Source organism: Geodermatophilus sabuli (assembly GCF_010686765.1).
GTDB lineage: Bacteria > Actinomycetota > Actinomycetes > Mycobacteriales > Geodermatophilaceae > Geodermatophilus > Geodermatophilus sabuli_A.
In genome coordinates, this window is the sequence record NZ_JAAGWF010000007.1 from 87,865 (window position 1) to 113,313 (window position 25,449).

The following is a 25,449-nucleotide window of genomic DNA, read 5'->3' on the forward strand; positions in this document are numbered from 1 at the left end:
TTAGTGTCGGGACGTGACAGCAGCTGGGGCCGACCTCACCCTCCGGCACCCGGTGCAGCGTTTCCGACTGGAGAACGGCCTGCGGGTCGTCCTGGCACCCGACCGCAGCGTGCCGGTGGTCGCGGTGACCGTCTCCTACGACGTCGGGATGCGCAACGAGCCCCAGGGCCGCACCGGATTCGCCCACCTCTTCGAACACATGATGTTCCAGGGCTCGGCCAACGTGCCGAAGATGGAGCACGCCCGCCTGGTGCAGGCCGCGGGCGGCACGTTCAACGGCTCGACCCACCAGGACTACACCAACTACTACGAGGCGCTCCCCGCCGAGGCGCTCGAGCGGGCCCTGTTCCTCGAGGCCGACCGCATGGCGGCGCCGGCCATCACCCCGGAGAACCTCCGCAACCAGATCGACGTGGTCAAGGAGGAGATCCGGGTCAACGTGCTCAACCGGCCCTACGGCGCCTTCCCGTGGTTGCAGCTGCCGCAGATCGCCTTCGAGAGCTTCGCGAACACCCACGACGGCTACGGGTCCTTCGTCGACCTGGAGTCCTCCACGGTCGACGACGCGCTGGACTTCTTCCACCGCTACTACGCCCCGGGCAACGCCGTCCTCTGCCTCGGTGGTGACCTCGACGTCGAGGAGACCGAGCGGCTGGTCCGCCGCTGGTTCGGCCCCATCGAGGCCCGCGACGTGCCGCCCACCCCACCGACCGGCGAGCCGTCGCCGACCGCCGCCCGGTCCGGCGTCGAGGAGGACCGGCTGGCCCCGGCCCCCGCCGTGGCGATCGGCTGGCGGGTGCCCGACCCGGTCGGGGACCTCGACACCTACCTCGGCACCGTGCTGCTGGCCGAGCTGCTCAGCGAGGGCGACGCCTCCCGCCTGGAGCGCCGGCTGGTGCACGACGACCAGCTCGCCGTGGCGCAGAGCAGCTACGTCGGGCTCTTCGGCGACCCGTTCGACGTCCGGGACGCCACGCTGCTGACCACCCAGGTGCACCATCCGGCCGCGGTGAGCGCCGAGCAGGTCCTCACCGCGGTGCACGAGGAGGTGGCGCGGATCGCGGCGGACGGCGTCGGCGCCGCCGAGCTGGCCCGCGTGCAGGCCCGCACCGAGGCGCAGCTGCTGCGCCAGGCCGACTCCGTGCTCGGCCGCACCCTCGCCTTCGCCACGGCCGAGCTGATCCACGGCCGCGCCGAACTGGCCGGCGAGCTGGCCGCCCGGCTGGCGTCGGTCACCCCGGAGCAGGTGCAGGTCGCCGCGCGTGGCCTGGACCCCGGCACCGCCGCGGTGCTGGAGCTGCGGGCCACCGGAGGTGCTCGATGAGCGCACCCGACCTGGGCCTGGTCCCCCCGCTCGGCGAACCGCGGCCCCAGCCGGAACTCGCCGTCACCGAGGCCACGCTGGCCACGGGGCTGCGGCTGGTCGTCGTCCCGCGCCCGGGCGTCCCGCTCGTCGAGCTGCGGCTGCGGGTGCCGTTCGCGGCCCCGACGGCCCGCGCTGCCGCGCAGCACGCCGCCCGCGCCTCGGTGCTCTCCGGTGCCGTGCTGCTGGGCACGACCGCGCACGACGCCACGGGCATCGCGCAGGCACTGCAGACCCACGGCGGCGAGCTGTCGGTCTCCGCCGACCCGGACCGCCTGCTGTTCGCGACCACGCTGCTGGCCGAGGGGCTCGCCCCGGTCCTCGGCGTGCTCGCCGAGGTGCTCACCAGCGCCACCTACCCGGCCGACCTCGTGGAGGGCGAGCGGGCCCGCGTCGCCGAACGGATCTCGATAGCCCGCTCGCAGCCGGGCGTCATCGCGCGCACCGCGCTGGCCGCGCGCCGCTACGGCACGCACCCCTACGCCGAGCAGCTGCCCAGCCCCGAACTGGTCGGCGGCGTGCGCGGGCAGGCGCTGCGCAAGCTGCACCGCGACCGGGTGCTGCCCGCCGGGAGCACCCTCGTCCTCGTCGGTGACCTGGACCCCGCCGCCGCCGTCGACGCGGCCGCGGCGGCGCTGGGCGGCTGGACGGGGGAGGGCACGGCGATCGCCGCGCCGCCGGCCCCGCAGCTGGCACCGGGGCACCTGGAGGTGGTCGACCGGCCCGGGGCCGTGCAGTCCAACCTCCGCCTCGGCGGGCCGGCCCCCGCCCGCACCGACCCCGACCTCCCCGCGGTCCGGCTGGCCAACATGGTCTACGGCGGCTACTTCTCCTCCCGGCTGGTGGAGAACATCCGCGAGCGGCGCGGCTACAGCTACAGCCCGCGCAGCTCGGTCGACCACCTGGCGGCCGCGTCGTCCTTCCTCGTGGAGGCCGACGTCGCGACCGAGGTCACCGCACCGGCCCTCCTGGAGACCTGGTACGAGCTGGGCCGGATGGCGCTGGTGCCGGTCGGGGCCGACGAGCTCGACGCCGCCCGCCGCTACGTCCTGGGCAGCATGGCGCTGTCCACCGCCACGCACGCCGGGCTGGCCAGCACGCTGTCCGCGCTGGTCGGCGCCGGGCTGCCACCGGGCTGGCTGACCGAGCACCAGCGCGCGCTGGCCGGGGTCACCGTCGACGAGGTGCAGGCCGCCGCCCGGCGTTACCTGCAGCCGGCGGGGCTGACCGCCGTCGTGGTCGGGGACGCCGAACGGGTGACCGGGCCGCTCCGCGCGCTCGGTCCCGTCGACGTCACCGCCAGCGCGGCCGCGACGGGGCCGGCGTGAGCGTCCCGGCCGGCGGCAGCACCCCGGCCGACAACCCGCCGCCCGACACGAGCCCGCCGGTCGCCTGGCCGGAGAGCTCGCCGTCCGGACCGGGTCCGGTCCCCGTGCTGTCGCGCTCGGCGCACGACCGCAGCCACCTGGCCCGCCTGCTCCCCGACCCCACCGGGGGCCGCACGGTCCGGCTGCTCATCGTGGACGACCGCCGCGCGGTGCCGGTCGAGGAGGCCGAGGGCGGTCCCCGCCTGGTGTGGGAGGAGCGCGCGGAGCTGCCCGACGACGCGGTCTTCCTCGGCGAGGCCGACGGCGTCCCGTACGCCGCCGTGCTCGGGGAGCGGCGGCTGTCGGTCGGTGGGCGGCCGGTGGACACCTGGGCCGGGTTGCGCGAGGTGGGCGCCGACCTCGGCGATCTCGACGCCGGCCTCCTGGCCCAGGCGATCGGCATCATCGAGTGGCACGAGCGACACCGGTTCAGCCCGCTGTCCGGCGCCCCGACGACGGTCGAGCGGGCCGGCTGGGTCCGGCGGGACCCGGAGACCGGCGCCGAGCTCTTCCCCCGCACCGACCCGGCGGTGATCATGCTGGTCCACGACGGCGGCGACCGCTGCGTCCTGGGCCGGCAGGCGGTCTGGCCGCCGGGCCGCTTCTCGATCCTCGCCGGGTTCGTCGAGCCGGGGGAGTCGGCCGAGGGCGCGGTGGCCCGCGAGGTCGCCGAGGAGGTGGGCCTCACGGTCACCGACATCCGCTACGTGGGCAGCCAGCCCTGGCCCTTCCCGCAGTCGCTCATGCTCGGGTACACCGCCCGGGTGGTCGGTGATCCGACGCTGCGCCTGGACCCGACCGAGATCGAGGAGGCCCGCTGGTTCACCCGCGAGGAGCTGCGCTCCGGCACGGGCCCCCGGGCGCTGCCGCCGGCGGTCTCGATCGCGCGGCACATCATCGACCGCTGGCTGGCCGGCGACTGAAGAGGAGGACCCACCTGCCCCCCACCACCCGCCCGCTCGCGGCGGGCCCCTGCAGGCGGGCCTTCAGCTGAAGCGACCCTGCAGCAGCAGTGCGGGGTGGTCGGGGGAGTCGGCCAGGACGACGGCGTCGGCCAGCGACGTCGGGTCCACCTCCGCGTCGTAGCGGTCGAAGGCAGGCAGCTCCCAGGCCTGCTCGGCAGGGGTGCGCCGGCGTCGCGCGGCCGCGGCGACCCGCAGGTGGACGACGACGTCGAACGCCAGCCCGAGACCCTGCAGCAGCGGGCCCGCGACCAGCAACACTCCGCCCGGCGGCATCGGGCGCGGGCGGGCGCGGGCGGCCCGGTCGCGGACGACGTCCCAGAGCACGGGCAGGTAGTCGCCGGAGCCACCGGGCCCCAGCGGGTCGAGGACCTCCCGCGCCAGCGCTCCGGCATCGAGCCAGTCGGTGTAGCGCGCGTCGGGGTCGGTGCGGCCGTGCTCCAGCCGCAGCGATGCCGGGCGGAGGAAGCCGGCCGCCGGGACGACGACGGCGGGGCGGCCGAGGACCGGTAACCGGTCGGCCACCGCGGCGGCGAGGTCGGCGGGGGCGGCGACGTCCGGCCCGTCGACGGCGACCCGGAGCGCGACGGCCCCGGCAGGGCACTCCGCACCGGCCAGCAGGCCGGCGAGCCGGTCGGCGAGCGCCTCGGGCGTCAGCGGCTCCGGACGGCTCAGGACCGGCCCTCCACGGCCGCCCGCCGGTCGGTGCGGGCGCGGGTGCGGACGTCGGCGGACGCGGCCGGCCGAGGCGCTGCCGGCCGGGGCGGGGCCGGCCGGGGCGCGGGCGGGCGCGGCAGGTCCGTGGCGACCGGGTCCTGGGTCACCTCGAGGCTGTCGAGCACCTCGTGGGCCAGCTCCGGCACGGGACGCCCCTGCGAGCGTGCCTCCCCGCGCAGCAGCTCGAAGGCGCACCGCGGCGTGGTGCCGTGCCGCTCGGCGAGCACGCCGATCGCCCGCTCGGTGGCCACGCGGGCGGCCAGGGCGTGCTCCAGCTGGGCGACGGTGCGCTCGAGCGCGGCCAGCCGCGCGTCGCGCGGATCGGCGGCTGGATGGTCGTCCGGGGCCGGTCCGCGGGCGGCGCGCCGCGCGGTGCGGTCGGGCTCGACCAGGGTGCCGAGCTCCGCGGCGACGAGGTCGGCGAGGGTCATCCCCTCGACCAGGTCGCCGACGTCCTCCGCCCGGCCGGGAGAGAGCACCGACCAGCCGCGGCCGGTGCGGACCACCAGCACCGACGGCTCGTCCGACGGGAGCGGATCGTCAGCGCAGGCGGCCGCGGAGGCTGCGTGCTCGACGCTCGAGCTCACGACGAGGGCCTCCGTGCGCGGTCAGCCCGGCCCGGGTGGCCGGGACGTGGGAGGGCCGCGGTCACGGCCTCCGTGACACCGATCATGCCCTCTCGCCGGAGAGGGTGGGCGGAGCACTCGCCGTCGACGGTCGCCCACGGCCCGCTGGGGCGGGGCCGGCGTGCGGTGTCAGGCGCCCTGCGCCTGGACCAGTTGGGCCTTGACCTGGTCGATGCTCGGGTTGGTCAGCGCACTGCCGTCGGCGAAGACGAGGGTGGGGACGGTGCGGTTCCCACCGTTGGCCTGCATCACGACGCCGGCCGCGGCGTCGTCGCGCTCGATGTCGACCTCGGCGAACTCGATGCCCTCCCGCTGCATGAGCTTCTTCAGCCGCACGCAGTAGCCGCACCAGGTGGTGGTGTACATGGTCACGGCGGCGGTGGCAGCGCTCATCGAGGGGATCCTCCGGTCTCTCGCGTCCTGGTGGCCGGAGCTCCGGCCACCAGGACAGGGCAACGCCGCGCCCCTGGGGATGCTTCCCCCGCCCGTCCCCGGCGGCTGGGAGGATGGGGACTGGCCGACGGGGTGGGAGACGGGGAGTCGATGACGCAGATCGCCGGTGCGCCGGGTCGCGTCCGCGGAACGGGTGCCGAAGCGGTGCTCGCGCAGCTGGACGACGAGCAGCGGGCCGCCGCCCAGGCGGTGTCCGGTCCGGTGTGCATCCTCGCCGGTGCCGGCACGGGCAAGACCCGCACCATCACCCACCGGATCGCCTACGGCGTGCACACCGGCGCTTTCGTCCCCGAGCAGGTCCTGGCGGTGACGTTCACCGCGCGCGCCGCGGGCGAGCTGCGCTCGCGGCTGGCCGCCCTCGGTGTGGGCGGGGTGCAGGCACGGACCTTCCACGCCGCGGCGATGCGCCAGCTGCGGTACTTCGCCCCGCGGGTGCTGGGCGGCCCGATGCCGGGCCTGGTGGAGAACAAGCTGCGGCTGGTGGCCACCGCCGCCTCCCGGGCCCGGCTGTCCACCGACCGCACCAGCCTCCGGGACCTCGCCAGCGAGATCGAGTGGGCCAAGACCACCCTGGCGACGCCAGAGGACTACCCGGACCGGGCGAAGGCCGCCGGGCGGGAGCCGCCCTTCGAGCCCGCCGCCGTCGCGCAGGTCTACGCCAGCTACGAGTCGGCGAAGCAGCGCGACGGCGCGCTGGACTTCGAGGACCTCCTGCTGGTCACCGCCTACGCCCTCGAGGAGCACGACCAGGTGTCCCGCGAGGTCCGGGCGCAGTACCGGCACTTCGTCGTCGACGAGTACCAGGACGTCAACCCGCTGCAGCAGCGGCTGCTCGACGCGTGGCTGGGTGGCCGGGCCGACGTGTGCGTCGTCGGCGACCCCAACCAGACCATCTACTCGTTCACCGGCGCCGACCCCGACTACCTGCTCGGGTTCGCCGACCGTTACACCGACGCCGAGGTGGTCAAGCTCGAGCGCGACTACCGGTCCACCCCCCAGGTGGTCGCCCTGGCCAACAAGCTGATCGGCCAGGCCCCACGGCGCAAGGGCCTGCCCGGCCTGCGGCTGCTCGGCCAGCGTGCCGAGGGCCCGGCGCCCCGGTTCGCGGAGCACCCCGACGAGCCCGCCGAGGCCGCCGCGGTGGCGGCGGCCTGCCGGGCGCTGGTCGACGCCGGGACGCCGGCGGCCGAGATCGCCGTCCTGTTCCGGATCAACGCCCAGTCCCAGGTCTACGAGTCGGCGCTGGCCGACGTCGGCGTGCCCTACGTGCTCCGGGGCGGTGAGCGCTTCTTCGAGCGGCCCGAGGTCCGGGAGGCGGTGCTGCTGCTGCGGGGCGCCGCCGCCGGGGGCTCCGAGCCCGGCGCGCTGGTCCCGGCCGTGCGCGACGTGCTGGCCTCCACCGGCTGGGTCGAGCACCGGCCACCGCCCGGCGGGGCCGCCCGCGACCGCTGGCAGTCCCTCGCCGCCCTGGTCGACCTCGCCGTCGACCTGGTTGCCGAGGACGCGACGATCGACATCGCGGGCTTCGTGGCCCACCTCGCGGCGCGGGCCGACGCCCAGCACGCGCCCACCGTGCAGGGGGTCACGCTGGCCTCGATGCACGCCGCCAAGGGCCTGGAGTGGGACGCCGTCTTCGTGGTCGGCCTGGTCGACGGCGTCCTGCCGATCGCCCAGTCGCTGTCCCGGCCCGAGGCGGTGGAGGAGGAGCGGCGGCTGCTGTACGTCGCGGTCACCCGCGCCCGGGAGCAGCTCACGCTCTCCTGGTCGCTGGCCCGCAATCCCGGTGGCCGCCGATCCCGACCGCGCAGCCGGTTCCTCACCGGGCTGGTCCCCGAGTCCACGCCGAGCGCCGCGCCACCGCCGCGCAAGGCGAAGAAGGTCAAGGTCGTGCTGGAGGGCGAGGCGGGGGAGCTGTTCGAGCGGCTCCGCGCGTGGCGGAGCGGGGCAGCGGCCGAGGCGTCCGTCCCGGCCTACGTCGTCTTCACCGACGCGACCCTGCAGGCCATCGCGGAGAGCCGGCCGGCCACCCTGCGCGAGCTGGCCGCCCTGCCCGGCATCGGGGCCCGCAAGCTGGAGCTCTACGGCGAGGACGTGCTGGCGACCGTCGGTCCCTGACCGACCGCACGACGTCACGGCAGGGCGAGTGAGTGCGGTCACGGGGAACGGCCGGATTTAATGCGTTGACCCCCTCCGCGGGCGCGTCCTACTGTCCATCTCGCGCGCTCGGAGCACCGCTTGCGAGCCGCACCAGACCGAGACCGGCTCACCAGCCGCGATCCGACCCCGGAGAGGAGGGGACACCGTGATCACCACCACGTGGACCAGTGCCCCTGCCGGGGACTCCGGCACGGGGCTCCTCGCCGCGCGTCCGGCCGATTGCGCCGCCGCCCGTCTCCGTGCGCTGCCGATCGTCGAGGTGTTCGGCATCGCGCCCACCCGCGTCCGGCTCGACGCCACCAGTGTGCCCGCCGCCGAGCAGTTCGGCGCCGTCCACCAGTCCAACCCCCAGAACGACGTCCCCACCCTCGGGATCCACTCCCCGGGGAGACCGCTGAGCTGACGCTCAGCTGGTCCTCCTCGAGGCCGCGGAACCCGAAACCCGGGTCCGCGGCCTCTCTCTTTGTCGCGACACCCGGCCCCGACTCCCGGTCGGCGGGTCCCCGCCGGTCGTAGACGACGAGTACGAGGAGGAGCGGCAGTGCAGCAGACGATCGACCGCCCGACGTCCCACCGCCGACCCGGGCTCCCCCGGACCGGCGGTTCCCTTCCCCGACGGCCGGCGACGCCGGTGTCGCCGGCTCCGGTGCGGCGCCCGCTGCCGTGCCGGGACGACCCGGAGCTGTGGTTCGCCGAGAGCCCGGCGCAGCTCGAGCAGGCCAAGACGCTCTGCGCGGAGTGCCCCGTGCGGGACGCCTGCCTGGCGGGCGCGCTCGACCGCGGCGAGCCCTGGGGCGTCTGGGGCGGCGAGATCTTCGAGCGCGGCGTGGTCATCGCCCGCAAGCGTCCCCGTGGGCGCCCGCGGAAGGTGGTCGCCGCATGAACCGGGGACACCGTCCCCTCATCCCGCACGAGCTCGGAACGGTGGTCCCGACGGGGCCACACGAAGCACTCGAGGAGTCGAAGTGACCACGTACGAGTACGACCTGGCCGTCGACCGCCTGCGCGAACTCCGCGCCGAGGCCGACACCGCCACCCGCGCCCGCCGCGTGCGGGCTGCCCGTCGCTGGGCCCGTCGCGCCGAGTACGCGACGCGCCGGGCGGCGCGGGCGAGCGCCGCCGTCCGCTGATGCAGCCCCGCCCCGTGCGAGCTCGCGGCGGGGCCTGCCACGGGGCCATCCCGATCGAGGCCGGGTCCGGACGCTCCCGGTGCGTCCGGACCCGGCCTCCTCCGTCGTCAGCGCCGCCGCAGCAGCGCGGGCCTCACCCCGTGAAGCCGGGGAGCCACTCCTCGACCACGCTGCGGTAGTCACCGGCGGCGTCGAGCTGGCAGAGCACCCCGATCGACCCGATCGTCACCCGGTGGATGAGCAGGTACGCCGGGGGCAGGTTCAGCATCCGGCCCAGCCGGTTGGCCTCGCTCCGCGGGTCGGCGATCCGGGCGGCCTGTTCCTGCATCCAGGCGCGGGTGAAGTGGAACTCCGGCCCCTCGACCGGTTCCAGCAGGGGGCGCAGGTAGTCCAGGACGCCCTGCGCGTCGACCTCGATGCCGGGCCGGACGAATCCCTCCGCGCGCAGGTCGGCCAGCACGTCGGCCGCCCGCCCCTCCAGCGCCCAGCGCAGCAGCCGCCCGATCGGCTCGGGGTGGCCGTCGGGCAGCCGGGCGGTGGCACCGAAGTCGATGACGCCCAGCCGGCCGTCACCGACCAGGCGGAAGTTCCCCGGGTGGGGGTCGGCGTGCAGCATGCGCGCCCGCTGGGGCGCCGAGAAGTGCAGGACCGCCATCAGGTGGCCGGCGAGGTCACGCTGCTCCCGCGTCCCCGAGGCGATGACCCTGGACAGCGGCGTCCCGTCGAGCCACTCGGACACGATCACCTTGGGGGCGCTGGCCACCACCCGGGGGACGACGATCTGCGGGTCGTCGGCGTAGGCGGCGGCGAAGGCGCGCTGGGCGTCGGCCTCGAGTCCGTAGTCCAGCTCCTCGACCACCCGGGCCTTGAGCTCGGCGATCAGCGGCTTGACGTCCATGCCGGGGAACAGGGCCGCGAACAGCCGGGCGAAGCGGGCCAGCTGGTTGAGGTCGGCCATCAGGGCGGTCGCCGCACCGGGGTACTGGATCTTGACGGCCACCTCGCGGCCGTCCCGCCAGGTGGCCTTGTGCACCTGCCCGATGCTGGCCGCGGCCGCCGGGGCGTCGTCGAAGTGGGTGAACCGGCTCCGCCAGCTGCCGCCGAGCTGCTGGCTGAGCACCGCGTGGACGGTGCGCGCCGGCATCGGCGGCGCCTCCTCCTGCAGCTTGACCAGCGCCTCCCGGTACGGCGCGGCCACCTCCTCGGGAACCGCGGCCTCGAACACCGACAGCGTCTGCCCGAGCTTCATCGCCCCGCCCTTGAGCTGCCCCAGGACGGCGAACAGCTGCTCGGCGGTGCGCTGCTGGAGCTCGGCGGTCACCGCGTCGGCGGGCCGGCCCGAGAGCCGCTTGCCGATGCCCAGCGTGGCCCGGCCCGCGGCGCCCAGTGGCAGCGACGCCAGGCGTGCGGTCCTCGAGACCGAGCCCCGGGGCATCCCCCGTCCCGTCTCAGTCACGGTCTCTCCTCGCTGGCGCTCGTCGGCCGCGCTCGCGGCTGCGTCCCCGGAACCGTACGGACCCGGATGTGCACTCTGCGGCCATTGTCGCCCGATCGGCGGGTGCAGCGCTGGGGGAGCGCCTCACCGGCCCCCGGCGGCGCCCGAGGCGCCGTCCCCGCACGGGCAGTCGCGGTGCACCGGCCACCGGCGGGTGCGGGGCGTGAGGTCGGGCGGACGCAGCTCGACGGTGGTGCCCAGGGTCACCGGCGCGGCACCGCCGTCCAGGTAGGCGAGCACCTGCACCGCTGCCGTGACCGCGGTCATCAGGCAGGTCACGGTGGCGCCGCCGGGCGCGGGGTCGCCGGCGGTCAGTTGAGCGGCCAGCAGCGGCCACCGGGGATCGGCGTCCCGCCGGTGCAGCTCGGCGCAGCGCAGGCAGCTCGTGCTCCCCGGCACGACGAGCGGGCCGACCACGCCGGTCTCCCCCCGGACGGTCGCGACCAGGTGCGCCAGCCCGCGGGATCGCAGGTCGTCGGCCAGCGGGTCGGACGCCGCCCACGGCTCGGTGAGCACGACCAGGTCGCTGCGCACCCCGGCCGGCAGCGGCCGCAGGTCGGTCAGCGGGCTGGCCCGCCGGACGGCGTCGGCGGCGGCCAGGACCCGCGGGCGGCCCTCGTCCCCGGCGGCCAGCCCGCCCACGACGGCGTCCCCGGCGGTGACCGGCCCCCGGTCCCGGATGCTGATCCGGCCCACGCCACTGGCCGCCAGGACCGCGGCGAGCGGCACCCCCACCCGGCTCGCCCCCTCGACCACCACGACCGCGGTCCGGCGGGCGCGCCAGCCGGACCCGCCGACGAGGTCGTGACGCGCCCGCACCGTGGCGGGCAGTTCGGCGCGGGTCCGCGCCACGGCGGCCGGTCCGGCCTCGGCGGACAGCAGGTCGGCGGCCTCGAGGTCCACCAGCAGGCCGGTGGCGCGGAGCCCGTCGAGCAGTGCGGCGACCGCGGCCGGCTCGTGGCCGGCACGGGCCGCCTCGGCGACCACGGTCCGCTGGGCGCGGCGTCCGTCGAGGCCGCGCAGCAGGGCGGTCAGCTCGGCCGGGCCGGGGGAGACCCGCAGACCGTCGGTGGTGTCGGTGCCACCCACCTGGACCTCGGCCGTGCCGCCGGGGCCGGGCAGCCGGAGCAGCGGGACGCTCGTGGGCAGGTAGGGGTGCGCGCTGTCGCTCACGCCGCGGCCCCGGTTCGGCCGGGCGCGGGGGTCGTCCTCACCCCCGCAGCGTCGCAGCGCGCGGCCACGGCCCGCTGGCTCCGTCCACAGGCCCCGACGACGACGGCGGCGCCCCGGGGGACGCCGCCGTGGTGACGCACTGGAACGCCACCCGTCAGGGACCTGCGCCGAGCCTGCGAGGCGACGGGGAGGGGTGGCCCTCTCTCAGGCCTTGCCGAGGATCCGGTTCATCTTGGTGCCGCAGACGGGGCACGTGCCCTGCGCCATGCGGCGGCCGGACTCGCTGACCTTGACCTCGCCGTCGAAGTCGCGCTTCTCCTTGCACTTCACGCAGTAGCCGTTGTAGCTCTCCGCCACGGTGCCTCCTCTTCTCCGCGCCACCCGGCGTCCGGGGCCGGGCGCCGTCAACCCGGGGAACGCTACCCGTGCGGCGTCCACGCCCCCGGCCCGCGGGGGAGCCGCCCGGACCGGTTCCCCCACAGCCTGTGGACAGACCTGTGGAGCGTGTGGGGAACCGACGGCGTGTCCCTGTGCGTGCCGCCGGGACGGACCCGACCGCCGGCCGGTCCCGCCGACCCCGGACCGGCCGTCCACCTGCAGGAACGCCTCGTCCAGCCCTGTGGACGGCCGGGCGTGACGGTCGATCCCCGGGACGGGCGCCCGGGTGTCCACCGTCCGTGCGACATGCACCCGTGTGGGGGCGGGGTGCGGGAGCGGGCCGGCCGGGCGGTGGCTACGGTGCCCCCGTGCCCGGAACGACCCCCGACGCCCCGCACGACGCCGTGCCGGCCGCCCTCCCGCGAGAGGGCCGCCGGGACGCCCGAGCCGTCCCCGCCAACCGGTCGGCCCGGGGCACGTCGGCGCCGGTGCTGCCCGACGGCGCGATCGAGGTGCGGCGCAGCACCCGGCGCCGCCGCACGGTGACCGCCTACCGCGAGTCCGGGCGCACGGTCGTGCTCATCCCGGCGGCGTTCAGTCCCGCCGAGGAGCGGCGGTGGGTGGCGCAGATGGTGGCCAAGCTGCAGACCCGCGAGGAGCGGCGCCGGCGGTCCCTCGGCGGGGACGAGGAACTCATGGCCCGGGCGCGGGCGCTGTCGGCGGCCCACCTGGCGGGGGTGCCCCAGCCGGCCAGCGTCCGGTGGGTGGACAACCAGCAGCGGCGCTGGGGGTCGTGCACCCCGGCCGACGGCACCATCAGGCTCTCCAGCCGGTTGCGCGCGATGCCCGAGTACGTCGTCGACTACGTGCTGGTGCACGAGTTGGCGCACCTGATCGAGCCCAGCCACGACGCGCGGTTCTGGGCCCTGGTGGCGGCCTACCCGCGGGCCGAGCGCGCGCGGGGGTTCCTGGAGGGCGTGGAGCTGACCACCCCCGAGGGCGCCGACGGCGGGGCGGCCCCGGCGGGCGACCTCGTCGACCAGGGGTCGGAGGCCAGCCCCGGCTGAGCTCAGTCCTCGGTGTCGTCGTCCTGGCGGTCGGCGGCGTCGTCGGCGCTCAGCGACCGCAGCTCGTCGTCGGCCCCCTGGCGGGCCACGAAGTCCAGCGGCTCGTCCAGGTCGTCGGACGTGGGCAGCAGGTCCGGGTGGGACCAGAGCCGGTCCCGCTCGGCGGTGCCGTGCCGCTGCCCCATGGCCCCCCAGACGGTGGCCGCGTCGCGCAGTCGCCGCGGGCGCAGCTCGAGCCCCACCAGCGTGGCGAAGGTCTGCTCGGCCGGACCGCCGGAGGCGCGCCGGCGGCGCATCGTCTCGGCGAGCGCGGAGTGCCCGGGGAGCCGGTCCGCCGCGGCCGCGGCGACGACGGCGTCCACCCAGCCCTCGACCAGGGCCAGCAGCGTCTCCAGGCGGCGCAGCGCCATCTGCTGCTCGGGGGTCTCCTCCGGCTCGAGCACGCCGCTGCCGAGCAGGGCCTGGATGCTCTCGGGGTTGCTCGGGTCGATGCCGCCCATGGACCCCATCGCCTCGGTGATCCCCCGCTCGATCGCGTCGCGGTCGACGTGGATGCCCCGGGCGTAGGCGTGCACCGCGTCGTGCAGCTGCTGGCGCAGCCACGGCACGTGCGCGAACAGCCGCAGGGACGCCGCCTCGCGCAGCGCCAGGAACAGCCGGACCTCCTCGGCGGGACGGTCCACACCGGCGGCGAACTCGGCCACGTTCTGCGGCACGAGCACGCCGGCACCGTCGGGCGCCAGCGGGAGGCCGATCTCGGTGCTGGTCAGCACCTCGCCGGCGAGCCGGCCGAGCGCCTGGCCGATCTGGGCGCCGAACATCAGCCCGCCCATGCGGCCCATGATCCCGGCGAGGGGGCCGGCCATCGCCGCGGCCTCGGCGGGCAGGGCACTCGTCATGGCCCCGACCACCCGCTCGGCCAGCGGGTCGATCAGCCGGCCCCAGGCGGGCAGGGTCTGCTCCAGCCACTCGACCCGCGACCAGGCCAGCGTCCGGTCCACGCCGGAGGGCAGGTCGGTCACCTGGTCCAGCCACAGGTCGGCCAGCCGCAGTGCCTCCGCGACGGCGGTGCGCTCGGCGTCGGACGTCGGCTGCGAGCCGGCGGCCAGCGAGCTGATCGCGCCCTGCCGGGCCAGGTCCCAGTTCACCGGCCCGCCCGACCAGTTCATGAGCTTCTGCAGCTCGGCGAACAGCGGCATCTTGCCCAGCAGCTCCTCCGGCGTGCCCGCGCCGGCACCGCCGCCGAAGAGCGCGCCGAACCCGAACGGGTCGTTGCCGGCGTCGGACCCGGGCTCGTTGCGACGCTCGGGGTCGCGATCGGAGGGGCCGAAGCCGAACGGGAGATCGCTCATCCCTCCACCGTAGACGCGTGATCTTCCCGCCGGAGGCTCGTCCGCCGGCAGCGGAACGCGGGCGGCGTCCTGGGCCGGGGCTCGTAAGCTGGCCGGTCGTGACCCGTCGGATCGCCGTCCTCAGCGTCGGTGTCGTGCTGCTCGTGGTCTTCGGCGTGCTCGGTGCGGCGGTGCCGGTGCCCTACGTGGCGCAGGTGCCGGGACCGACCTTCAACACCCTCGGGGAGATCGACGGCGAGCCGATCATCAGCATCGAGGGCCGGGACCGCAACGACGTCGACGGCGAGCTGACGCTCACCACCGTCGGGGTCAGCCGCGCCGGGCTGAGCCTGGTCGAGGCGGTGCAGGGCTGGTTCGACAGCGAGGTCAGCGTCGTCCCGGAGGAGACGGTGTACCCACCGGACCGCACGGAGGAGGAGACGCGCGAGGCCAACCGGCAGGCCTTCCTCACCTCCGAGGAGGCCGCCGAGTCCGCGGCCCTCGCCCAGCTCGGCTACCCGGTGAAGGTCGTCGTCCGCGGGCTGGGGGAGGACTCGCCCTCCGAGGGGCGGCTGGAGGAGGGCGACGCGATCGACACCGTCGAGGGCCGGCCCACACCTGACGCGTCGACCCTGGACGACGTCCTGGCGTCGATCCCCGGTGGGACGGCGGTCACCGTCGGCTACACCCGGCTCGGCGAGCCCGGGACGGCGCAGGTGACCACCCGGCCGGCCGAGGAGCGCGACGGCTCGCTGCTCGGGTTGCTGATCCGGGAGCAGCCGTCGGCGCCCTTCGACGTCGACATCCGCGTCGAGGACGTCGGTGGCCCCTCGGCCGGCTTGATGCTCACCCTCGGGATCCTCGACCTCGTCGGCGACACGGACCTGACCGGCGGTGCGCTGGTGGCGGGCACCGGCACGATCGACCCCGAGGGCCAGGTCGGCCCGATCGGCGGCATCCAGCTCAAGATGGTGGCCGCCGCGGACATCGGTGCCGAGCTCTTCCTCGTGCCGGCCGACAACTGCGCCGACGCGCTGGGGGCGCCGCAGCCGGACCTGCTCATGGCCCGGGTGGCGACCCTCGACGACGCCCTCGAGGCGCTGGCCGACGTCCGCGCGGGACGCACTCCCGAACCCTGCTGACCCCCGCCGCGGCTCGCCGTGGCACACCACCCACCGCCCCGGTCCCCCTGTGGGGGAAGCTGTCGGGCGGAGCCGGTGGCCGGGGGAACCCGGCGCCGTCCCGCGCGTTGGTCTGGGGTGACCGGTCCGGCGCCGGACGGCCCCCACCGGGTCCGCCCGGTCGCTCGCGGCCGGATACGTCCGTGGCATCCCGCCACGAAGGCAACTGAAGGAGACCGCTCGTGGCCATGCGGCCCCCCGTGTCCGTGCCCGCGCTCTCGCGGCGCGCGAAGGTGGTCATCGGGGCCATCGGCGTGCTGCTGGTGCTGTTCACGGCCATCGGGACCTTGACCAACGTCTACGTCGACTACCTGTGGTTCGACGAGACCGGTTACACCGGGGTCTTCTGGACCGAACTGCAGACCCGCGCGCTGCTGTTCGCCGTCGCCGGGGTCGCCACCGGCGGCCTGACGGCGCTCGCCATCCACCTCGCCTACCGGTTCCGTCCCACCTTCCGGCCCATGTCGCTGGAGCAGCAGAACCTCGAGCGCTACCGCCAGTCCCTGGAGCCGCGGCGCACCCTGGTGCTCACCGCCGTCGGGGTCGTCCTGGGCCTGTTCGCCGGGTTCACCGCCCAGAGCAACTGGGAGACCTGGCTGAGCTTCCGGAACTCGACCGACTTCGGACAGGTCGACCCCCAGTTCGGCGTCGACCTGTCCTTCTTCGTCTTCGACTACCCCTTCTACCGGCTGCTCCTGGGCTTCGGCTTCGCCATCGTGCTGCTCGCGCTGATCGGCTCGCTGCTGACCCACTACGTCTTCGGCGGCCTGCGGCTGCAGACGCCGGGGCAGAAGTTGACGTCGGCGGCGATGGTGCAGCTGTCGGTGCTGCTCGGCGCGTTCGTCGCGCTCAAGGCGCTGGCCTACTGGCTGGACCGCTACGGGCTGGTCTACTCCGACCGCGGTGAGCTGTTCACCGGTGCCAGCTACACCGACGTCAACGCGCTGCTGCCGGCCAAGACGATCCTGGTGTTCGCGGCGGCGGTGTGCGCGATCGCCTTCTTCGCCAACGTCGTCGTCCGCAACTTCCGGCTGCCGGCCGCGGCGCTGGTCCTGCTGCTGCTGTCCAGCCTGGTCATCGGGGTCGCCTACCCGGCCATCGTGCAGCAGTTCGTCGTCCGGCCCAGTGCGAACGAGCGCGAGGCCGACTACATCGAGCGGGCGATCGAGTCCACCCGCGAGGCCTACGGGCTCAGCGACGTCGAGTACGTCGACTACGCCCAGCAGAGCACCGGTGACGAGGTCGACACCGACGCCGTGCTGGCCGAGCTGCGCAACGACTCCGAGACCATCCCGAACGCGCGGCTGCTGGACCCCAACGTCCTGGCCGACACGTTCACCGCGCGCCAGCAGATCCGCAACGTGTACGGCTTCCCGGAGAAGCTCGACATCGACCGCTACACGATCGACGGCGAGACCCGTGACTACGTCGTCGCGGTGCGCGAGCTCAACAGCGAGGCGCTCAGCGAGAACCAGCAGACGTGGATCAACCGGCACACCGTCTTCACCCACGGCAACGGCTTCGTCGCAGCCCCGGCCAACCAGGTGGTCGCCGGCCAGGAGGGGGGCGAGCCGAACTTCACCACCCGTGACCTCCCCACCGTCGGCACCATCGAGGTGGAGCAGCCGCGCATCTACTACGGGGAGCTGATCGAGGACTACTCCGTCGTCGGGGCGCCCGAGGACGCGACGCCCCGGGAGTTCGACCAGCCGGAGGACGGCTCCGACGAGGGGCAGATCAACAACACCTACGGCGGTGAGGGCGGCGTCGCGATCGGCAGCTTCTTCCGGCAGCTGACGTTCGCGATCTACTACCGGGAGCGGAACTTCCTGCTCTCCAGCGCGGTCAACGACGCGTCCAAGGTCCTCTACGTGCGCAACCCCCGGGACCGCGTGGAGAAGGCCGCGCCGTTCCTCGACGTCGACGGCGACCCGTACCCCGCGGTCATCGACGGCCGGGTCACCTGGATCCTCGACGGCTACACGACGTCGGACTCCTACCCCTACGCCGAGCCGATGGAGCTGGGCGAGGCGGCGTCCGACGCGCTCACCGGCACGGGGACGACGGCCCTGCCGAACGAGCAGTTCAACTACATCCGCAACTCGGTGAAGGCCACCGTCGACGCCTACGACGGCACGGTGAGGCTGTACGAGTGGGACACCGAGGACCCGGTCCTCGAGACCTTCATGAAGGCCTTCCCGGATGCCGTGGAGCCGCGCAGCGAGATGTCGGACGAGCTGGTCCAGCACGTCCGGTACCCGGAGGACCTGTTCAAGCTGCAGCGCGACATCCTCACCCGCTACCACGTCAGCAACCCGGTCGACTTCTACAACCAGAACGACCGCTGGCAGGTGCCGGCCGACCCGACCCTGGACACCCAGGAGGCGCAGCCGCCGTACTACATCCTGGCGCAGCGCCCCGGTGACCCCGCGGCGAGCTTCCAGCTCACCAGCGCGCTCAACGCGTTCCGGCGGGAGAACCTGTCCTCCTTCATCTCCGCGTCCAGCGACCCGGAGACCTACGGGGAGATCCAGGTCCTGCAGCTGCCGGGGAACACGCCGTTCCGCGGCCCCCAGCAGGTGCAGCAGTCGTTCAACACCAACGACCAGGTGCGGCCGGACGTGACGCTGTTCAACAGCGCCGAGTCCCAGGCGGTCTTCGGCAACCTGCTGACCCTGCCGATCGGCGGCGACGGGCTGCTCTACGTCCAGCCCCTGTACGTCGAGGGCACCGGCGAGAACTCCTTCCCGCTGCTGCGCAAGGTGCTGGTCAACTACGGCGGGCGGGTCGGCTACGCCGACACGCTGGCCGACGCGCTCGACCAGGTGTTCGGCGCCGGGGCGGGGGAGTCGGCCACGGACAGCGACGGGACGCCGGCCCCCGAGCAACCGGCCACGCCGCCGGAGGGGTCGGGCGAGACGCCGGCACCCCCGGCCGGCGATGGGAGCGATCCCACCCTGGAGCAGGCGGTCACCGACCTGGACGCCGCCCTCGAGGCGCTCAGCGAGGCCCAGCGCAGTGGCGACTTCGGCGCCCAGGGCGATGCGCTGGAGGAGCTGCAGGCGGCCGTCGAGGCCTACCAGGCGGCGCAGGCCGCCGCCGCGTCCCCCGGCGGCTGAGGCCACGGGCGGGCCGGGCACGTCCCGGCCCGCCGTGTGGCGGGGCGCACCCCGACCCGGGTGCGCGCCGCCACGGCGACGGGGTAGGCTGGTCTCTACCGGCGCGGGGTGGAGCAGCTCGGTAGCTCGCTGGGCTCATAACCCAGAGGTCGCAGGTTCGAATCCTGCCCCCGCTACCACCACCGGAACCCCGGTCCTCCTCGGAGGGCCGGGGTTCCGGCGTTCCTGGGTCAGGTGCTGCGGAGCCACTCCACGAGCCCGGCGCGGCGCGGCCGCGGGAGGTCGGCCGGGGCGCCCAGGGCGTGCCGGTCCCGGGCCGGGGGTGGGCCGGCGACCCGCGCGACGTCGGGGACGGGCGGGCGGACCGGGGCGGGCAGCCGGAGCTGGGCGAGGTCGGTCCAGGCGGTGTGCCGCAGACCGCCGACGACGCAGCGCACCCGGACGCGGCAGCACCCGGCCTCGTCGTGCCGCCAGCCCAGCAGCTCGCCCGGGAACCAGCGGCCCGCGTGGAACACCTCCACGGCCTGCGGCGGGCCGGCGAAGCTGCTCGTCGCCACCTCCGCTCGCACGCGGGCACTGTAAGTGCCGTGACAAGCACGCTGAGTGAGGCGCGCTGTCCGGGGCGGGCGAGGGGCGGACGTGGTGGCGTGTATGGTGGACCTGCAACGCGGGGTGGAGCAGCTCGGTAGCTCGCTGGGCTCATAACCCAGAGGTCGCAGGTTCGAATCCTGCCCCCGCTACCAACACGGAGGGCCCGGTCACCACGGTGACCGGGCCCTCCGTCGTCGGGGCAGCGGTGTGTTGTCCGGCACGCTCCGCCTCTCTAGCGTGACGGTCACCGCTGACTGCCGTCCGGAGGCCATCGTGACCGTCGACGCGCTCCCACCCGCCAGCATCGACCTCGACGCGGTGGACCTCTCCGACCGCGACTGGTGGGCCGGCCCGCCCGCGCGGCGGTACGCGACCTTCGCCCGGCTGCGGGAGGAGCGGCCGTTCGCCTTCTACGCCGAACCCGAGATCCCGATGTTGCCGTCGGGGCCTGGCTACTGGGCGGTGACCCGCTATGCGGACGTCGAGGCCATCAGCTCCCAGCCCGCCGTCTTCTGCTCCGGGCGGGGCGCGGTGTCCATCCAGGACATCCCGGCCGACCTCAACGAGTTCTACGGCTCGCTGATCAGCATGGACGACCCGCGGCACGCCAAGATCCGCCGGATCGTGTCGAAGACCTTCACCCCGCGGATGCTCGAGCGGACCGTGGACTCCGTGCGAGCCGTCGTGGACGACGTCCTGGCGCGGGCCCGGCAGACGGCGGCGGCGCAGGGCGGGCACGTCGACGTCGTGGCGGACCTGGCCGCGCCCGTCCCGCTGCGGGTCATCTGCGACATGATGGGCATCCCCGAGGAGCACCGGGCGATGGTGCTCGCGCACTCGACCGTGATCCTGTCCGGCGGGGACCCGGAGCTCATCGAGGACCAGGAGCAGCAGCTCACCGTCTTCCTGCAGGCGGGGATGGAGCTCGCCGCGCTGATGGAGGCGCTGGCCGCCGAGCGGCTGGAGCGGCCGCGCGAGGACCTCACGACCGCGCTGGTCACGACCGACGTCGACGGGGAGCGGCTCTCCCACCAGGAGATCGCCTCGTTCTTCATCCTGCTGCTCGTGGCCGGGAACGAGACGACCCGGAACGCGATCTCCCAGGGCGTGCTCGCGCTGGCCGAGCACCCGGAGCAGCGGGCGCGATGGGCCGGCGACCCGGGCCTGGACCGCACCGCGGTGGAGGAGGTCGTGCGCTGGGCCAGTCCGGTCACCTGGATGCGGCGCACCGCCACCCGGGACGGCGAGGTGAACGGCCACCGGTTCGCCGAGGGGGACAAGTTCCTGCTGCTCTACGGGTCGGCCAACCGCGACCCCGCGGTGTTCCGCGACCCCGAGGTGTTCGACCTCGGCCGCGACCCCAACCCGCACGTCGGCTTCGGCGCCCGGGGGCCGCACTTCTGCCTGGGCGCGCACCTCGCCCGTCGGGAGATCGCCGTGACGTTCCGGGCCCTGCTCGACCAGCTGCCCGACCTCGAGGTGACCGCCGAGCCCGACCGGCTGCACTCGTCGTTCGTCAACGGCATCAAGCGGCTGCCGGCCCGGCTGACCGGCGTCCGCTGATGCGCATCACCGTCGACCGCGAGCTCTGCATCGGTTCGGGCGCCTGCGAGGCGCTGCTGCCCGACGTCTTCGAGGTGGGGGACGACGGTGTGGTGACCGTGCTCCGGCCCGAGGTGGACCCGGACGTGGCGGACGAGGTCCGTGACGCCGTCGCGCAGTGCCCCACCGGCGCGCTCGCACTGGCGAGTGAGGGGGACGGCCCGGCGGGGTAGGGCCCGGGTCATGGAGCCCACTGTGCACGACGCCCCGGAGGCCAACCGGTACGAGATCCGCGACGGCGAGCAGTTGCTCGGCCACGCCGACTACCAGCGGCGGGGGGACACGGTGGTGTTCACGCACACCGAGGTCGACCAGGACTCCGGCCGTACGGGGCTCGGCAGCACGCTGGTCCGCGCGGCCCTCGACGACGTGCGCGCCCGCGGCGGGGCCGTCGTTCCGCAGTGCTCCTTCGTCCGCGGCTACATCGAGAAGCACGAGGAGTACGCCGACCTCGTCCAGGCCCGCTGAGGGGCGGCCCCGTTCCACCTGGCAGTGCGACCGCCTGCAGGGTCCCGACGCGAGCCTGCGAGCGGTGGGGCAGGGGGTCCTCTCTCAGAGCACGTGGTGGCCGTACATCTCCCCGAGCGGGTCGGCGATGAGCTCGATGCGGGCGCCGTCGGGGTCGCGGAAGTAGACGGAGACGCCGCTGTGCACGGCGTGCTCCACGCCGGCGTCGGTGAGCCGCTCGACCAGCTCGGCCCAGCGGTCGGGGTCGACGCTGATCGCGCAGTGGTGCAGCCCGCCCAGCACCTCGGCGTACGGGCCGACGTCCAGGCCGGGGAAGTCGAAGAAGGCCAGCAGGTTGCCGTGGCCGATGTCGAAGAAGAAGTGCGACGAGCCGGGGTAGTCGCGGTTCTCGATCAGCTCGGTCAGCGGGAAGCCCAGCACGTCCTGGTAGAAGCGGACGGTCCGCTCGACGTCACTGCTGATCAGCGCGGTGTGGTGCAGGCCACGGGCGGTCGAGGCCGGCCGGTCGCCGGCCGGGCGCAGGTGCGCTTCCCGGATGCGGGCCCGCTCCCGCTCGATCGCGGTCGGGTCGGTGTCGCTGTCGGTGGTGCTCATGAGCGCATCCTGCACGGGTCGGGCGGCGGAGGGCACACCCACTGCGACGAGGATCTCGCCTGCTGGCCAGGTCCCGGCCACCTGCGGCTGCGATGGTGGTGACCGTGCGTGTGCTCGTGACCGGGTGGTTCAGCTTCGACGAGGTGATCGCCACCGTCGGCGACGAGCTGGGCGCCGACGTGGTGACCGGCTGGCTGCACGAGCTGGGGGTCGACCACGACGTGGCCTGGGCGCCCTACCTCGAGCGGGGGGTGCACTGGCGCGACGTCGACCCGTCCGCGTACACCCATCTGGTCTTCGTCAGCGGCCCGCTCGCCGACCGGCCGCTGCTGCGGGAGCTGAGCGCGGCCTTCGCCGGGAGCCGGCGGTGGGCGGTCAACGTGTCGGTGGTCGAGGACACCGCGCGGGCGCTGTTCGACCGCGTCTGGGAGCGCGACGCGTCGGGGGTCGCCCGCCCCGACCTCGCGGTCGAGGGCTCCGTGCCCGAGGCGCCGGTGATCGCCGTGGCGTTCACCCCGGCCCAAGGGGAGTACGGGGAGCGGAGCGAGGCCGACCGGGTGCGTGGGGCGATCGAGGAGTGGCTCGCCGTCCGCGCCCTGCCGTGGTTCGAGGTGGACATGGACCTCTACGAGAAGCCGCACCCGCGGCGGCCGGTGCAGGTCGAGGCCCTGCTCCGCCGGGCGGACGTCGTCGTCAGCATGCGGCTGCACGCCCTCGTGCTGGGCCTCAGGCACGGCCGGCCGGTCATCGCCTGCGACCCGATCGCCGGCGGAGCGAAGGTCACCGCGCAGGCGGCCGCGCTGGACTGGCCGGAGGTGCTGTCCGCCGAGGAGGTCACCACCGCGGCGCTGGACGCGGCGCTGGACCGGTGCCTGTCCGGCCTGCTGACCGGCCGGGTCGGCGCCGCCGCGGACCGGGGCGCGGCCGGCAACGCCCGGGCGCGGGCCTGGTTCGCCGAGCAGCTCGCCGGCTGAGACAACGACCCCCTCCTCCCCACCCCTCGCACGCTCGGGGCGGTGCCCGGGAGGGGGCCGTTCAGGCCAGTGCCTGGTCCAGGTCGGCCAGCAGGTCCTCGGCGTCCTCGATGCCGACCGAGAGCCGCACGAGGTCGGCCGGCACCTCCAGCGGCGAGCCCGCGGCACTGGCGTGGGTCATCCGCGCCGGGTGCTCGATGAGCGACTCCACGCCGCCGAGGGACTCGGCGAGGGTGAACACCCGCGCCCGCTCGCAGACCCGCAGCGCCGCCTCCTCCCCGCCGGTCAGCCGGAAGGAGAGCATGCCGCCGAAGCCGGACATCTGCCGTGCGGCGACGTCGTGGCCGGGGTGGTCGGGGAGGCCGGGGTAGAGCACCGAGCCGACGGCGGGGTGGCCGAGCAGGAACTCGGCGATGCAGGCGGCGTTCGCGCCGTGCCGGTCCATCCGGACGCCGAGGGTCTTGATCCCGCGCAGCACGAGCCAGGCGTCGAACGGCCCGTTCACCGCGCCCATGGCGTTCTGGTGGTAGGCCAGCCGGTCGGCCAGCTCGTCGTCACCGACCACGAGGGCGCCGCCCACCACGTCGGAGTGGCCGCCCAGGTACTTGGTCGTCGAGTGCACGACCACGTCGGCGCCCAGGGTGAGCGGCCGCTGCAGGTAGGGCGAGGCGAAGGTGTTGTCGACGACCAGCAGCGCGCCGTGCTCGTGCGCGAACTCCGCCAGGCGGGCGATGTCGGCGATGTTGAGCAGCGGGTTGGTCGGCGTCTCGCACCAGATGACGCGGGTCGTGGGCCGCATGACCGACCGCAGGGCGTCGAGGTCGTTGAGGTCGGCCGGGGAGTGCTCGACGCCCCACGGGGCGGCGACCCTCGAGATCAGGCGGAAGGTGCCCCCGTAGGCGTCCCCGCCCAGGACGACGTGGCTGCCCGGCTCGCACACGGTCCGCAGCAGGGTGTCCTCCGCGGCCAGGCCGGAGGCGAAGGCCAGCCCGGTGGTGCCCTCCTCGAGCGCGGCCAGGGCCTCCTGGAGTGCCGTCCGGGTGGGGTTGCCGCTGCGGCTGTACTCGTAGCCACCGCGCAGACCGCCGACGCCGTCCTGCTTGTAGGTCGTCGTGAGGTGCAGCGGGGGGATCACCGCGCCGGTGGCCGGGTCGGGGTCCTGCCCGGCGTGGATCGCCCGGGTGTTGAAGCCGCCATCCATGGCCCGACTCCGACCTCGTTCCGCTCCCCGCTCGCTGGCGCTCGCTGCGATGGTCGCTCGGGCGTCGTCTTCGGCGGGCGTCATGCCTGGACCGTAGGCGGCCGGCCGACCAGGTGGCCCAGCACGTCCTGCCGGGTGACCACGCCGGCGGGCTTGCCGTCCTCGTGCACCAGGAGTGCGTCGGCCGAGCCGAGGGCCGCCACCGCGGCGCTGACCGGCTCGCCGGAGCCGATGATCGGCAGCGGCGGCGACATGTGCGCCTCCAGCCGGTCGGCCAGGCTGGCCCGGCCGGCGAACAGGGCGTCCAGCAGCGTCTTCTCGCCGACCGACCCGACCACCTCACCGGCGGTGACGGGCGGCTCGGCACGGACGACGGGCAGCTGGCTGACGCCGTACTCGCGGAGGATGTCGATCGCCTCGCGGACGGTCTCGTTCGGGTGCGCGTGCACCAGCTGGGGCGTGGACCCGAACTTGGCGGTGAGCAGCTCGGCGACGGTCTCCCCGGCGCTCTCCTCGAGGAAGCCGTAGTCGGCCATCCAGTCGTCGTTGAAGATCTTGCCGAGGTAGCCGCGGCCGCCGTCGGGCAGCAGGACCACCAGGACGTCGTCCGCGGTCAGCCCCTCCGCGGCGCGCAGCGCGGCGGCCACCGCCATCCCGCAGGAGCCGCCGACCAGCAGTCCCTCCTCGCGGGCCAGCCGCCGGGTCATCGCGAAGGAGTCGCCGTCGCTGACCGCGATGATGTCGTCGGCCACGGAGCGGTCGTAGGCCGACGGCCAGAAGTCCTCGCCCACGCCCTCGACCAGGTAGGGGCGGCCGGTACCGCCGGAGTACACCGAGCCCTCCGGGTCGGCGCCGACGACGCGGACCCGCCCGCCCGAGGCCTCCTTGAGGTACCTGCCGGTGCCACTGATCGTGCCGCCGGTGCCCACGCCGGTCACGAAGCAGGTGACCCGGCCCTCGGTCTGCGCCCAGATCTCCGGGCCGGTGGTCTCGTAGTGCGATCGCGGGTTGGCCGGGTTGGAGTACTGGTCGGGCTTCCAGCCACCCGGGAGCTCGCGAGCCAGCCGGTCGGAGACCGAGTAGTAGGAGCGCGGGTCGGCCGGGTCGACCGCCGTGGGGCAGACGACGACCTCCGCCCCGTACGCCCGCAGCACGTTGACCTTGTCCTGGCCCACCTTGTCGGGGCAGACGAAGACGCACCGGTAGCCGCGCTGCTGCGCGACCAGGGCCAGCCCGACGCCGGTGTTCCCGCTGGTCGGCTCCACGATGGTGCCGCCGGGCCGCAGCGCCCCGCTGGCCTCGGCCGCGTCGACCATCCGCACGGCGATCCGGTCCTTCACCGAGCCGCCCGGGTTGAGGTACTCGACCTTGGCCAGCACCAGGGGTGCGTCCGGCCCCAGGTCGCGGGTGACCGAGGTCAGCCGCACCAGCGGGGTGTTGCCGACCAGGTCGACGACGGACTCGGCGTACTGCACGGGGCCCTCCTCGGCGGGCGCCGAC

The 25,449-nt window shown here is 75.0% G+C and carries 25 protein-coding genes and 2 tRNA genes; 16 read left to right on the top strand and 11 right to left on the bottom strand.

Features of this window, described 5'->3' with window-relative positions; all coding sequences use genetic code 11:
• The first annotated feature begins 13 nt into the window (after positions 1–13).
• Genes GCU56_RS05345 through nudC form a run of 3 tightly spaced genes read left to right on the top strand, consistent with a single transcriptional unit; the run spans position 14 to position 3,653 of the window.
• Positions 14–1,324: an insulinase family protein gene (locus GCU56_RS05345; RefSeq protein ID WP_163480490.1), complete on the top strand. Its 1,311-nt coding sequence runs from the start codon at positions 14–16 to the stop codon at positions 1,322–1,324.
• The gene (locus GCU56_RS05350; RefSeq protein ID WP_163480491.1) at positions 1,321–2,691 is read left to right on the top strand and encodes a M16 family metallopeptidase; all 1,371 of its coding nucleotides are present in this window, start codon (positions 1,321–1,323) and stop codon (positions 2,689–2,691) included. The genes GCU56_RS05345 and GCU56_RS05350 overlap by 4 nt, the downstream gene beginning before the upstream one ends.
• Positions 2,688–3,653, top strand: coding sequence for an NAD(+) diphosphatase (nudC, locus tag GCU56_RS05355; RefSeq protein ID WP_163480492.1), 966 nt, complete (start codon positions 2,688–2,690; stop codon positions 3,651–3,653). Before GCU56_RS05350 ends, nudC begins: the two co-directional genes overlap by 4 nt.
• A gap of 63 nt (positions 3,654–3,716) precedes the next feature.
• On the opposite strand, the gene GCU56_RS05360 is transcribed toward nudC, so the two are convergent.
• The 3 genes from GCU56_RS05360 to GCU56_RS05370 all read right to left on the bottom strand — a co-directional run bounded on the left by GCU56_RS05360 (position 3,717) and on the right by GCU56_RS05370 (position 5,428).
• Entirely contained in the window at positions 3,717–4,217 is a 501-nt protein-coding gene (locus tag GCU56_RS05360) for a uridine kinase (RefSeq protein ID WP_345771647.1), read from the bottom strand.
• Between the two features lie 146 nt (positions 4,218–4,363).
• Positions 4,364–4,996, bottom strand: a complete 633-nt coding sequence (locus tag GCU56_RS05365) for an ANTAR domain-containing protein (protein WP_345771648.1) — start codon at positions 4,994–4,996, stop codon at positions 4,364–4,366.
• A 168-nt stretch (positions 4,997–5,164) separates the two neighbouring features.
• Entirely contained in the window at positions 5,165–5,428 is a 264-nt protein-coding gene (locus GCU56_RS05370) for a mycoredoxin (RefSeq protein WP_163480493.1), read from the bottom strand.
• Positions 5,429–5,578: 150 nt separating this feature from the next.
• Between GCU56_RS05370 and GCU56_RS05375 the strand changes: the two genes are divergently transcribed.
• The 4 genes from GCU56_RS05375 to GCU56_RS23355 all read left to right on the top strand — a co-directional run bounded on the left by GCU56_RS05375 (position 5,579) and on the right by GCU56_RS23355 (position 8,775).
• The gene (locus tag GCU56_RS05375; RefSeq protein WP_163480494.1) at positions 5,579–7,603 is read left to right on the top strand and encodes an ATP-dependent helicase; all 2,025 of its coding nucleotides are present in this window, start codon (positions 5,579–5,581) and stop codon (positions 7,601–7,603) included.
• A 187-nt stretch (positions 7,604–7,790) separates the two neighbouring features.
• On the top strand, positions 7,791–8,048 hold the full coding sequence (locus GCU56_RS05380) for a hypothetical protein (RefSeq protein ID WP_163480495.1): 258 nt from the start codon (positions 7,791–7,793) through the stop codon (positions 8,046–8,048).
• A gap of 138 nt (positions 8,049–8,186) precedes the next feature.
• Positions 8,187–8,528, top strand: a complete 342-nt coding sequence (locus GCU56_RS25025) for a WhiB family transcriptional regulator (protein WP_440588732.1) — start codon at positions 8,187–8,189, stop codon at positions 8,526–8,528.
• An 82-nt stretch (positions 8,529–8,610) separates the two neighbouring features.
• Complete coding sequence (locus tag GCU56_RS23355) at positions 8,611–8,775, top strand: hypothetical protein (protein ID WP_204331633.1); 165 nt, start codon at positions 8,611–8,613, stop codon at positions 8,773–8,775.
• A 133-nt stretch (positions 8,776–8,908) separates the two neighbouring features.
• Here the strand turns inward: GCU56_RS23355 and GCU56_RS24440 are convergent, their stop codons facing one another.
• The 3 genes from GCU56_RS24440 to GCU56_RS23360 form a co-directional block, all read right to left on the bottom strand.
• Positions 8,909–10,231, bottom strand: coding sequence for an ABC1 kinase family protein (locus tag GCU56_RS24440; RefSeq protein ID WP_345771649.1), 1,323 nt, complete (start codon positions 10,229–10,231; stop codon positions 8,909–8,911).
• Positions 10,232–10,354: 123 nt separating this feature from the next.
• Positions 10,355–11,443: a ThiF family adenylyltransferase gene (locus GCU56_RS05395; RefSeq protein WP_163480496.1), complete on the bottom strand. Its 1,089-nt coding sequence runs from the start codon at positions 11,441–11,443 to the stop codon at positions 10,355–10,357.
• Between the two features lie 204 nt (positions 11,444–11,647).
• Positions 11,648–11,800 carry a DUF5679 domain-containing protein gene (locus GCU56_RS23360; protein WP_012950213.1) on the bottom strand — a complete coding sequence of 51 codons (153 nt, stop codon included), beginning with the start codon at positions 11,798–11,800 and terminating at the stop codon, positions 11,648–11,650.
• Between the two features lie 389 nt (positions 11,801–12,189).
• Here GCU56_RS23360 and GCU56_RS24445 point away from each other — a divergent pair, with 389 nt between their 5' ends.
• Positions 12,190–12,888 carry a M48 metallopeptidase family protein gene (locus tag GCU56_RS24445; RefSeq protein ID WP_345771650.1) on the top strand — a complete coding sequence of 233 codons (699 nt, stop codon included), beginning with the start codon at positions 12,190–12,192 and terminating at the stop codon, positions 12,886–12,888.
• A 2-nt stretch (positions 12,889–12,890) separates the two neighbouring features.
• On the opposite strand, the gene GCU56_RS05405 is transcribed toward GCU56_RS24445, so the two are convergent.
• Positions 12,891–14,240 carry a zinc-dependent metalloprotease gene (locus GCU56_RS05405; RefSeq protein WP_163480497.1) on the bottom strand — a complete coding sequence of 450 codons (1,350 nt, stop codon included), beginning with the start codon at positions 14,238–14,240 and terminating at the stop codon, positions 12,891–12,893.
• Between the two features lie 98 nt (positions 14,241–14,338).
• Here GCU56_RS05405 and GCU56_RS05410 point away from each other — a divergent pair, with 98 nt between their 5' ends.
• The 3 genes from GCU56_RS05410 (at position 14,339) to GCU56_RS05420 (ending at position 18,698) form a co-directional block, all read left to right on the top strand.
• Entirely contained in the window at positions 14,339–15,361 is a 1,023-nt protein-coding gene (locus GCU56_RS05410) for a YlbL family protein (protein ID WP_345771651.1), read from the top strand.
• 227 nt (positions 15,362–15,588) lie between these two features.
• On the top strand, positions 15,589–18,519 hold the full coding sequence (locus GCU56_RS05415; protein WP_204331534.1) for a UPF0182 family membrane protein: 2,931 nt from the start codon (positions 15,589–15,591) through the stop codon (positions 18,517–18,519).
• 102 nt (positions 18,520–18,621) lie between these two features.
• A tRNA-Met gene (locus GCU56_RS05420) sits at positions 18,622–18,698 on the top strand.
• 51 nt (positions 18,699–18,749) lie between these two features.
• Here the strand turns inward: GCU56_RS05420 and GCU56_RS05425 are convergent.
• Positions 18,750–19,088, bottom strand: a complete 339-nt coding sequence (locus GCU56_RS05425) for a hypothetical protein (protein WP_163480499.1) — start codon at positions 19,086–19,088, stop codon at positions 18,750–18,752.
• A gap of 97 nt (positions 19,089–19,185) precedes the next feature.
• Between GCU56_RS05425 and GCU56_RS05430 the strand changes: the two genes are divergently transcribed.
• The 4 genes from GCU56_RS05430 (at position 19,186) to GCU56_RS05445 (ending at position 21,180) form a co-directional block, all read left to right on the top strand.
• Positions 19,186–19,262 (top strand) — tRNA-Met (locus GCU56_RS05430).
• An 85-nt stretch (positions 19,263–19,347) separates the two neighbouring features.
• Complete coding sequence (locus GCU56_RS25030; RefSeq protein ID WP_345771652.1) at positions 19,348–20,673, top strand: cytochrome P450; 1,326 nt, start codon at positions 19,348–19,350, stop codon at positions 20,671–20,673.
• Positions 20,673–20,885, top strand: a complete 213-nt coding sequence (locus GCU56_RS05440) for a ferredoxin (RefSeq protein WP_163480500.1) — start codon at positions 20,673–20,675, stop codon at positions 20,883–20,885. Before GCU56_RS25030 ends, GCU56_RS05440 begins: the two co-directional genes overlap by 1 nt.
• Before the next feature lie 10 nt (positions 20,886–20,895).
• Positions 20,896–21,180, top strand: coding sequence for a GNAT family N-acetyltransferase (locus GCU56_RS05445; protein ID WP_163480501.1), 285 nt, complete (start codon positions 20,896–20,898; stop codon positions 21,178–21,180).
• Positions 21,181–21,264: 84 nt separating this feature from the next.
• On the opposite strand, the gene GCU56_RS05450 is transcribed toward GCU56_RS05445, so the two are convergent.
• On the bottom strand, positions 21,265–21,774 hold the full coding sequence (locus GCU56_RS05450; RefSeq protein ID WP_163480502.1) for a VOC family protein: 510 nt from the start codon (positions 21,772–21,774) through the stop codon (positions 21,265–21,267).
• Between the two features lie 104 nt (positions 21,775–21,878).
• On the opposite strand from GCU56_RS05450, the gene GCU56_RS05455 reads away from it, so the two are divergent.
• On the top strand, positions 21,879–22,748 hold the full coding sequence (locus tag GCU56_RS05455; RefSeq protein WP_163480503.1) for a polysaccharide pyruvyl transferase family protein: 870 nt from the start codon (positions 21,879–21,881) through the stop codon (positions 22,746–22,748).
• A 61-nt stretch (positions 22,749–22,809) separates the two neighbouring features.
• Here the strand turns inward: GCU56_RS05455 and GCU56_RS05460 are convergent, their stop codons facing one another.
• Positions 22,810–24,033, bottom strand: coding sequence for a cystathionine gamma-synthase (locus GCU56_RS05460; RefSeq protein WP_239521815.1), 1,224 nt, complete (start codon positions 24,031–24,033; stop codon positions 22,810–22,812).
• The gene (locus tag GCU56_RS05465) at positions 24,030–25,424 is read right to left on the bottom strand and encodes a cystathionine beta-synthase (RefSeq protein WP_163480504.1); all 1,395 of its coding nucleotides are present in this window, start codon (positions 25,422–25,424) and stop codon (positions 24,030–24,032) included. Before GCU56_RS05465 ends, GCU56_RS05460 begins: the two co-directional genes overlap by 4 nt.
• Positions 25,425–25,449: the final 25 nt, after the last annotated feature.